Below are 9,629 nucleotides of genomic sequence, written 5' to 3' on the forward strand. Positions count from 1 at the left end.
TGTTCATTTTTTCTGGATTTTGTCTTGAGTTACACTCATATTTTGCTAGCTTCTAAAGAAAACAACTAAATTGAATTAGATTATGCTTCGTTTTAGCAATAGCTCAACGCGAACTTGCTATTTATAAACAAAAATTAGGCTAATATCAACAAAAACTTGCTGTATATCAACAAAAACTTGCCCTTTATCAACAAAGTTCACAACTTTATCAATAAAGTACATATAGTGTTCGTACTTGTGGCTGTCATTTTCACCCCGCTTAAATTTATCAACGAGATCTTGCTATATATCAACGAGATCTTGCCATTTATCAACGAAATCTTGCCATATATCAACGAAGTTCACAGCTTTATCAATATAGTTCACATAGTGTTCGGGTTTCCGCTTTCATATTTCCTGCACTTAAACAACAAAAAGCTATAGATCAACGGGACTTGTTATTTATCAACAAAAACTATTGGTATATCAACAAAAATTATAATATATCAACAAAAACTAGCCCTTTATCAACAAAGTCCACAACTTTATCAATAAAGTACACATAGTGTTCGCATCGAAAACTTCCATATAAAATAAAAAGGCAGCCTCAAAAGTACTTTGACTAATGAGACAACCTTTAGCAACTATTCTATAAATTTCTTACTCTACTCAAATCTTGCTTATTGAATACCTAAATCACTCTTAATAGCTGCAAGATCTTTACCTTTATATTTCTTCACTGGTTTTGGTGCATTGTCTACTGCTGGATTTTGCATTAAGAAATTCTTTTCTACATATGCGAAATCTTTTGCATCAACCGTTCCGTCAAAGTTGATATCTGCTGAGCGTTTGTTTGTTCCCCAGTATGTTTGAATTGCTAGTGCGTCATTTATATCGATTACGTCGTCTTTGTTGACGTCTCCTGCAGTTGCAACATCAACAGATTCTGTTCCAATTGTTTTTTCAATTCCATACATGAAACCATCTAATGTATTGTATACACTGTCAAACTTACCAGATGTTGTAAAGTGACCTGGAATATCTGTGATCACTGTAAACTCATCGCTTGTAACTGGTAATCCAGTTGCTCTAAATTGTCCTCTTGTATTGAGTGGTGCATCGTATGAATTTCCTTTGCTATCTACAATCGTTACTTTTGCGCCAAGTTTTGTAAAATCAACTGCTTTCAAAGAACCATCTGCATTTTGGAATGTTTCTGGATGAATATAGCTTTTCACAGCTGAGATATTTGGCAAAATTGCGATTGGTACGATATAAGTTAATGGTTTTGTCACTGTATTGTCTACACTTGTAAGAGTAGTCGCTACATTGTAGAAACTTGAATATACAATATCTTTTATTGCTGGAATTTTGAACGTTACATCTACCATTGGAATATCACCAGATACTTCCTTAGATCCATCAAACGTTACATTAACATCTGATTTAACAGTTGTACTAGTTGGGTTTGTTGTTGTTACGTTTAATTGTCCTCCTAGTTCCTTAGCCGCTGGATTTAATGCAATATTTACGATATTTGTATCAACTGTATTTGTTGTAAAGCTGTATCCCGCTTGTTTCAGTTTAGCCACATTATTAGCAGTTAGTGTAATTGTATTTGTATCACCTGGATGAGTAATAAGTCGATTATTTCTTGTTTTTGCTTGTGGTTGACCGTAAACATACGGAGTTCCTTCTTTTGTGAAAATGTATTGCTTATCACCAAATGTATTTGTCGCTTGGTCTCCCCCAAGGAATCTAAATGATAGAAATTGTGTGCTTGGATTCATTGCAATTTCATCTTTTACAAATCCATTTTCATCTAATGGCATTGTTCCAGATAACCAAGGGCTATTATAGTAATAAGCAATTATGTTTTGAGACTGATCTGCTTTTATTCCTGCTCCTTTCATTAGCTCAACTGATTTGTCATTAATTGAAGCAGTAAACGGTACGGAACTTTGGCCTTCCTTATACTCTACAAAAGGATTGCCTTCTTTTTCTCCTGCTACTTGAACATCAAATTTATTTGGCATTGTATTATCTACTAATAAATCTTGAGAAGTTGTATATGATTTCCCGTCATCATCATACCCAATTAATTTAATTTTGTATAAGCCTTCTTTTGGCAATAAAGGTTTTGTACTAACAGGATTTGTTGGATCGTTTGTAAAAGGATAATATGCTCCTACAGTTGCTGCAATTTGATATTGAGTGTTTTCATCATAAGCAACACCATCGAATGTATTCATAACCCCTAAATCCTGACCTGTCACCGCATCAGTTAATACTACGTCGATTGATCTCATATGAGATTTTAATGAGAAGTTTGTAAATAAATATGGATAAAATAAACCATTATTTAAATTATTTCGATCAGTTGAGAACGACTGACGAGTAAGATTCATTGATTGGAATCCTTTTTCTACATAATGTACGCCAAATGGAATTCGATATGTTTCAGCTGGATTATCTTTGTTTGTGTACACTACATATCCTTCATAAATTCCTTTTTCAGCTGTTTTAGGAATATTTAATGTAATATTTGTTTTCTTTTGACTAATTCCTTTTAATGTAACAGATGAAGCAGTTTGAACTTTCACTCCATTTGCAACTGCATCCTTAGAGCCACGTAAGTTTGACTGGAAATTGACTTTTACATTAAACGTCTTCGTCTTTTCTCCTCTGTTCATTAACGTGATCGTACGGTCAGCTACATTGTCATTTCCATTAAAAGTTACATTCCCAAAGCTTAGTGCGCCTGTTTCTTCATTTATTTGTTTTTCTCTTCCGTTTACAATCATTGGTGTTTTTTCTTGAACTTTAATTTCAATCGTTGAATGGATTGCATTATATGGATCTATTCGACCTGCACCTTGTTCAAATACACTGTATGGTTTACTTAAAGAATCTGCAGTATTCATTAAAATCGCTTTAATATCTGCTGGTTGTAGGTTATGTTTAGCTTGTTTTAATAATACTGCAACACCTGTTGTAAATGGTGTGGCCATTGATGTACCTGACATACGCTCATATGCATTTTTATAATCTGTTGGATTATTTGGGTTATTAATAAAACCTGGAACTGTTGATAATACATTCACACCTGGAGCCGTAATTTCTGGTTTGATATCGTAAGTTAATCTCGCTGGCCCTCTTGAACTGAAATCTGCTAATCTATCACCTTGCGTTTTTGCTTCCCCAATATCTGTAAACGTAAAGTTAGCTGATCCGGCTTGAAGCTTTTGCTTTAACGCAAGTCCTTCTGCATTTGGTAATGAGAAAGTTGGAATGAAGTTAACCCCTTCACCAAAATAAGTTGGGATGAAACCTTCAGTTGGGTTATCATTATACATTAGAACTGCCGCCGCACCTTGAGATTTAGCTACAGCGATTTTAGAATCCATCGTATACGTTCCACGTGCCATTAGGACAATTTTTCCTTTTACATCTTTTCCAGAATATGCTTCTCCTAGGTTTACATCTACTACTGGTAAAGTTTGCCCTTTAAACTTTGTAACATCGTCTCCCTCACCACTTGCCATTAATTGTAAGTTAGCTGTTGCGTCATCGATTGATCCTTTTGCAGCCATTGTAGAAATTGGTACATCGCTCGCTCCAACTGTTAATGCTAAAGCTGCTGATCCCGGTGATCCTAATGTATACATTTTATTTCCTGCATTACCAGCAGCTACTACTGCAGTTACACCATTTAGTACAGCATTATTAATAGCAATGCTTTCTGCAATTAGTGGATCATTATAATTCGCTCCTAATGAAAGGTTCATAACATCCATTCCATCTGCAACTGCTTGATCAATACCTGCGATGATATTGTCAGTTGAACCACTTCCACCTGGTCCTAATACACGGTATACATAAAGATCCGCATCTGGCGCAATACCTGTTGTAGCATCTTCACTTTCATTTTTCCCTTGTCCTACAATCGTTCCAGATACGTGAGTACCATGTTCAGTTACGTAATTTCCAGCGCCAGTATCTCCATATGGTTTACCAGCTTTTACATAATCAGCATAAGTTGTTTCCATTGGATCATTGTCGTTATCTACGAAATCATATCCACCCTTATATGCTCCTTTAATATCAGGATGATTATAATCAACACCTGTATCAAGAACAGCTACTTTTACTCCTTTACCTGTATAACCTTCTTCATGTAATTTATCAATTTGTAGGAAAGAACGTTCATCTGCCATTCCTTTTCCTATTGATTTTGTAGAAGAATCTTTTCCCTCAACTGGAAGTTCTGATTGTACTTTTACATCACTATATATAGCTTGCACTGCACTTGATTTCATTAATTCATTTAGTTTATTTGCAGGGACTTCTAAGGCTACCCCGTTAAAAGCATGTTTATATTCACGTTTTATTTTATAAGCACCATCAGATTTTGTTTTAAATAATGAACCTAAATCTGATTTAAACTTCGTATGATCTGCATTAGCATTACTTGCTGCTTTTGATTCAGATAAAGCTTGTCCTTTTAATGCCGCTTCTAATACTGCAATTTTTTGAGGCTTTTGTTTAAATGAAACGATTACTGAAACAGTTTCTGAACTGTTTAAATTTACATTCGAGTCTAGAAAAAGCCCTGATTGATCTGTAGTTGAAAGCTTCTGTAAAACCTCTCTTTGCTGTGGTGTTAATTTCGCCAAAATTGATTCTGCTGTTGAAGCATTTTCAGCTTTTGTTACATTTGAAATGTGACCTAACGAACCTAAAATAAAACTAGACGATAAAGCAGCTACAGTCAGGCTTTTTGCAATTTTACTTTTACTCGTTCTCTTTAACATACTCTTCCCCCATTGTTGTATAATTCGGAAAATGATGTTTTAAAAGCAGAGGAATTATGAATCTAAAATACTAGTAGTCTTTATATTCGTTCATCGCTCTTCATTATCACTTTCTTAATCTAATTATTGTAAATATTCTAAAAATACTCAATCGGGTTATATGTGGTGGATTCTCTCTTTATCTACAACTTTTTTATACATATTTCGACACAATTCGTACCGGAAGTTTATAAACTTTCTTATATTTTTTATTGTTTAGATCAGTCAAAAATATAAAAATATTTCTGGTTGACTCGCATTCAATAAGATTCTCAATTTTTCCCCATAGAAAAAGAGAAGCCAAAATTCAGCTTCTCTTCATTCCATGATTATTGTAATCCTAATTGAGTTAATACATCATCTAGTGTAACGCCTTTATAAGCAGTTTTTGCTTTTGGCGCATTTGAAACAGTCGGATTTTTTAATCCAAAGTTTTTAACAATGTAATCCATATCCTTTTTATCTACTACTTTATCAAAATTAAAATCGGCAGCTGCTTTATTAGTACCCCAATATGTTTGCACTGCTAATGCATCTAGAATATCGATCACATTATCTTTGTTTACATCTCCTGCTGCTGCAGTTGGTAAATTAAACGCTAATCTTTTTCCTACTATTTCACCACGTACATTATTGGATAATACAACTTGTTTGTTCATAGTAAAGTGACCTGGTAAATCAACTGTTAACGTATATGGATTTACTTCAGCTTTTAGACCTTCAATGATATACTGACCACTCTTGTTTAAACTTGATGGAGTAGCAGTTGTTTTGCCGTCATAAGAAGTAACCGTTACATTTGCTCCAACTTTACTTAGATCCATTGCGTAAATAGGTTGACCTGAGGAATCTTTAGCACCTTCAACTTGTACTGTCCCATCTAATCTTGAATATGTTGGTTTATATTTAATACTTTCCATATAAGAGTAGACATTATTAGTCTCTACATTTGATTGATCAATCGTAGAGGCTGTCATTGAATACCAATTGAAAGCAGATCCTCCATAAAGTCCATCCGTAAACTTTTTAGCCGTTTTTAGGTCGAAATTAAATAATTGTAAGTCTTCTGGTAATGCTTTGTCACCTAAATAAGTGAATGTAATTGTATAGTTCGTATTAGACGGACTTGTTTGAACAGCAGCTACAGAAACTTGCGCATCACCATACTGCTTAACTGCATCATTTACTACTACATTCTCAATTGAAGCTAGGTTAGGATCAACTGGTATTGTAATTTTAGATGTTTTTAAGTTTTTAACATTATTTGAACGAACACTATAATTTACTGTGTCTCCATTTGATACGATTTGTTTATTTGCCTTTAAATAGTAATAAGGTAAATTGTGATCCACAAAAACAACTCTTAACATGTTAAAAGCATTTCCTATAACGTTTCTTGCATAATCCATTCCATAAAACTGAACTTGTAAAGGTGCAGCTTGTTTTCTAACTACAAGTTTATCTGTGTAATTTCCATTTTTATCAGTATAAATTGGTGCTTTCGGCCATGGACCATTATAGAATGTAACAACTGAATTGTCTGATTGATCAACTGGAAAACCTAGTTTACTTGCTTCTTCTGTTTCAGGATCATTTAAGTTAATGTTAAAGTCATATAAGAATTGTCCATTTGAATCAAATTGACTATCATTATATTCAATTACTTTTTGATCTAATGAATCAAAGCTAGAAGTCATAGTTGGTGCACCTTGATCATAAATGAACTCAGAAGATTTTGTAAATGTTTTACCTTGTTCGTTTGATCCAACCATCTTTATTTTATATCGTCCTGGTTGTGCAAATTCTGGTAGATAGCTAATCGGATTCTTAGAGTCACCAGTAAATGGATAATATGTTCCGGTAAATCCTTTTGTAACATAATAAGTTTGATTTTCGTTCAGTACGATTGGACTCAACGTGCCTAATAATCCTAGGTCTTCACCTGTAGTCGCATCTTGTAAAACAACTTCTAATGTTTTCATATGTGATTTTAATGAGAATGAATACGATTCGAATGGCCAAGCATTTTCCGGCCATGCTGTATCAGTTGAAAACATTGGTAAGGCGTCAACTGAATCAATGCCTTCATTTATTACACGTCCACCAAACGGAATTTGATATGTTTCTGTTGGATCTTGAGTATTTGTGAAAGTGATATACCCTTCATATGTTCCTTTTTCTGCTGTTTTTGGAATGCTTAAGTTAAACTTGATTGATTTTTGACTAATACCGTTTAATTTAACTGTTGAAGGACCTGATAAAGTTACATTGTTTTGAGCTGCGTCTTTCGATCCTCTTAAACCAGTTTGGAATTTCACATCTACGTTGAATGTTTTTGATTTCTCACTACGGTTCTTTAATGTAACTGTGCGCGAATCAGCGATATCTTTATCATCAAATCCAAATGAACCAAAGCTCATTCCACCTGTTAATTCTTGAATTGATTTTTCTTTACCATTAATGATTGTTGGTGTTTTATCAACTACTTCAAGTTCCACATTTGAATGGATTGCTTCATAAGCATCTACTCGGCCGCTACCTTCTTCAAATACACTATAGGCTTTTGATAATGGATCTGCTGTGTTCATTAAGATTGATTTAATATCTTCTGGTTTTAAATCTTTATTTGATTGTAGTAGCAATGCAGATACACCAGCTACATATGGTGTCGCCATTGAAGTACCTGATAATCGCTCATACGAATATTTATAATCTTCTGGTTTTGAACCATCAACTGTTTTATCGTTGACATAGAATGGTACAGTTGAAAGAATTGACACACCAGGTGCAGTAACTTCTGGTTTAATATCATAGTTCACACGCGTTGGACCTCTAGAACTGAATTGAGCTAATTCATCTGAAGCAGTTTTTAATTTCGTAAAATCTCCAAAAGTAAAGTCTGTCTTACCAGCTTTAATTGCAGCTGCGATTGTATTTCCATCGTCATTTGAAACTGAGAATGCAGGAATCGCATCGACTGATTCACCAAGGAATGCTTGAATTGGTCCTTCAGCTTTATTTGTTTCATCGTTATACATTAAAACACCAGCTGCGCCAGCCGCTTTTGCAGCTTTAATTTTATCAATTAATGCGGTCGTACCACGTTTAATGAATGCAATCTTACCAGTTAAATCTTTTCCCTTAAAGTCGGCTGCGTTGGCTAAACCTACATCAACAAGCTGATATGTTTTACCTTTTAATGTAGTTAAATCGTCTTTATAATTTCTTGCTAATTGTCTTAAAGTATAATTTTTACCATCTTGCACACCTGCATATTGATAAATATCAAGTGCAATAGATGACGCTCCTACAGTTAAAGCTAACGCTGCAGCTCCAGGTGCACCAACAGTATACATTTGGTCCCCACTATTTCCTGCCGCAATAACAGTAGTCACCCCACTTAAAACTGCGTTGTTTACCGCAATAGAAGTTGCAAAAAGTGGGTCATTTAATGTTGCCCCTAGAGACATATTAATGACATTCATACCGTCTTTCACAGCTCGGTCAATTCCAGCAATGATTGCATCTGTTGTTCCACTGCCATATGGACCAAGTACTTTGTAAGAATAAATATCAGATTCTGGAGCCGCACCAACAGTTTTATACTCACTATCTGCTTTTCCACGACCACCGATAATTCCCGCTACGTGCGTACCGTGTTCAGTATAATACGCACTTCCACTAACGAATTCAGCTTGTCCAGATTTTTTCCAATCTGTGTATGTTGTTTCCATTGGATCATTGTCATTGTTAACGAAATCATATCCACCTTTATATGCATCTTTCAAATCTGGGTGGTTGTAGTCAATTCCTGTATCTAGAATTCCTATTTTAATTCCTTTTCCAGTAAAGCCTTCCGCATGTAATCGATCTAAAGCATCATAAGGTGTATAGTTGCCAACATTTGATTCATCAGCTTTTAGTTCATCGTTTTCCTTTGGAGGATCAATTGTAAATGTTCGGTTACTCCAAACTGCTTTAACAGCTTTTGATTTCAATAGATTTTTAATTTGGTTTGCTGGTAGACTCATCGAAACACCATTAAAAGCATTTTTATATGAACGACTAATCGTATAATCTACTTTTTTAGTTTTACCACTTTCTAGTACTTGCCCAACATCTTCAGCAAATGTCTCGTGATCTTGATCGACAAGTTTTGCTGCATCAGATGTAGTTAATGTTTTACCTTCTACACTCGCCTCAATTTGGGCTACTTTAGCAGGTTTATTTGCAAACTCTACAATAACACTTGCTTGCTCTGAAGAATTTAAGTTAATATCTGAAGAAATTTGAAGACCTGTTTGTTCACTAGTCGAAAGCTGTTCAAGTGCTGCTCTTTGTTCTGAAGTTAGATTCGCTAGTATGTTTTCTACATTACTTGGACTTGCTGCTTTTGTGCTATTGACTACATGACCAAGTGAGCTCAACATAAAACCCGAAGTTAAAGCTAAAACGGTAAAGCTTTTTAAAAACTTTTTCTCTGTCTTATTCCCCATTTCTCTTCCTCCTAGATCGTTTACAACAAAGTAGATTTCTACATTGAAGTTCAAAAATATTCTTACTTTGACAAATTCTGAAATATTTCCCAAAAAATAAACAAACAAATTGTCATTTATTCAATTTAATTATTGAGAATTTTCATTTTTTTTACAATTGGGTTAATGAAGTTTTATACCACAGGGTTTACAGAACAATTCAGGAGAAAGTTCGACAAAATTTCCGTTAAATGTTTATAAACTTTTGGTATAAATTTTACTATTTTATTTAAATATAAATTTCTTATATATATATATCGAT

General features: G+C 34.3%; 2 protein-coding genes. Both read right to left on the minus strand.

Features of this window, described 5'->3' with window-relative positions; genetic code table 11:
• Positions 1-659: 659 nt before the first annotated feature.
• Positions 660-4,793, minus strand: coding sequence for a S8 family serine peptidase (locus tag ACFCYN_RS15890; RefSeq protein WP_375950309.1), 4,134 nt, complete (start codon positions 4,791-4,793; stop codon positions 660-662).
• Positions 4,794-5,161: 368 nt separating this feature from the next.
• A complete protein-coding gene (locus ACFCYN_RS15895) occupies positions 5,162-9,328 on the minus strand; it encodes a S8 family serine peptidase (RefSeq protein ID WP_172445838.1) in 4,167 nt (1,388 codons plus the stop codon).
• Positions 9,329-9,629 lie beyond the last annotated feature (301 nt).

It is taken from the genome of Gottfriedia sp. NPDC056225, assembly GCF_042267765.1.
Lineage (GTDB): Bacteria > Bacillota > Bacilli > Bacillales > Bacillaceae_G > Gottfriedia.

Bases quoted from the DNA above. Each gene is read 5' to 3' on its own strand.
- ACFCYN_RS15890 (WP_375950309.1), bottom strand. From the start codon at position 4,793: ATGTTAAAGAGAACGAGTAAAAGTAAAATTGCAAAAAGCCTGACTGTA.
- ACFCYN_RS15895 (WP_172445838.1), bottom strand. From the start codon at position 9,328: ATGGGGAATAAGACAGAGAAAAAGTTTTTAAAAAGCTTTACCGTTTTA.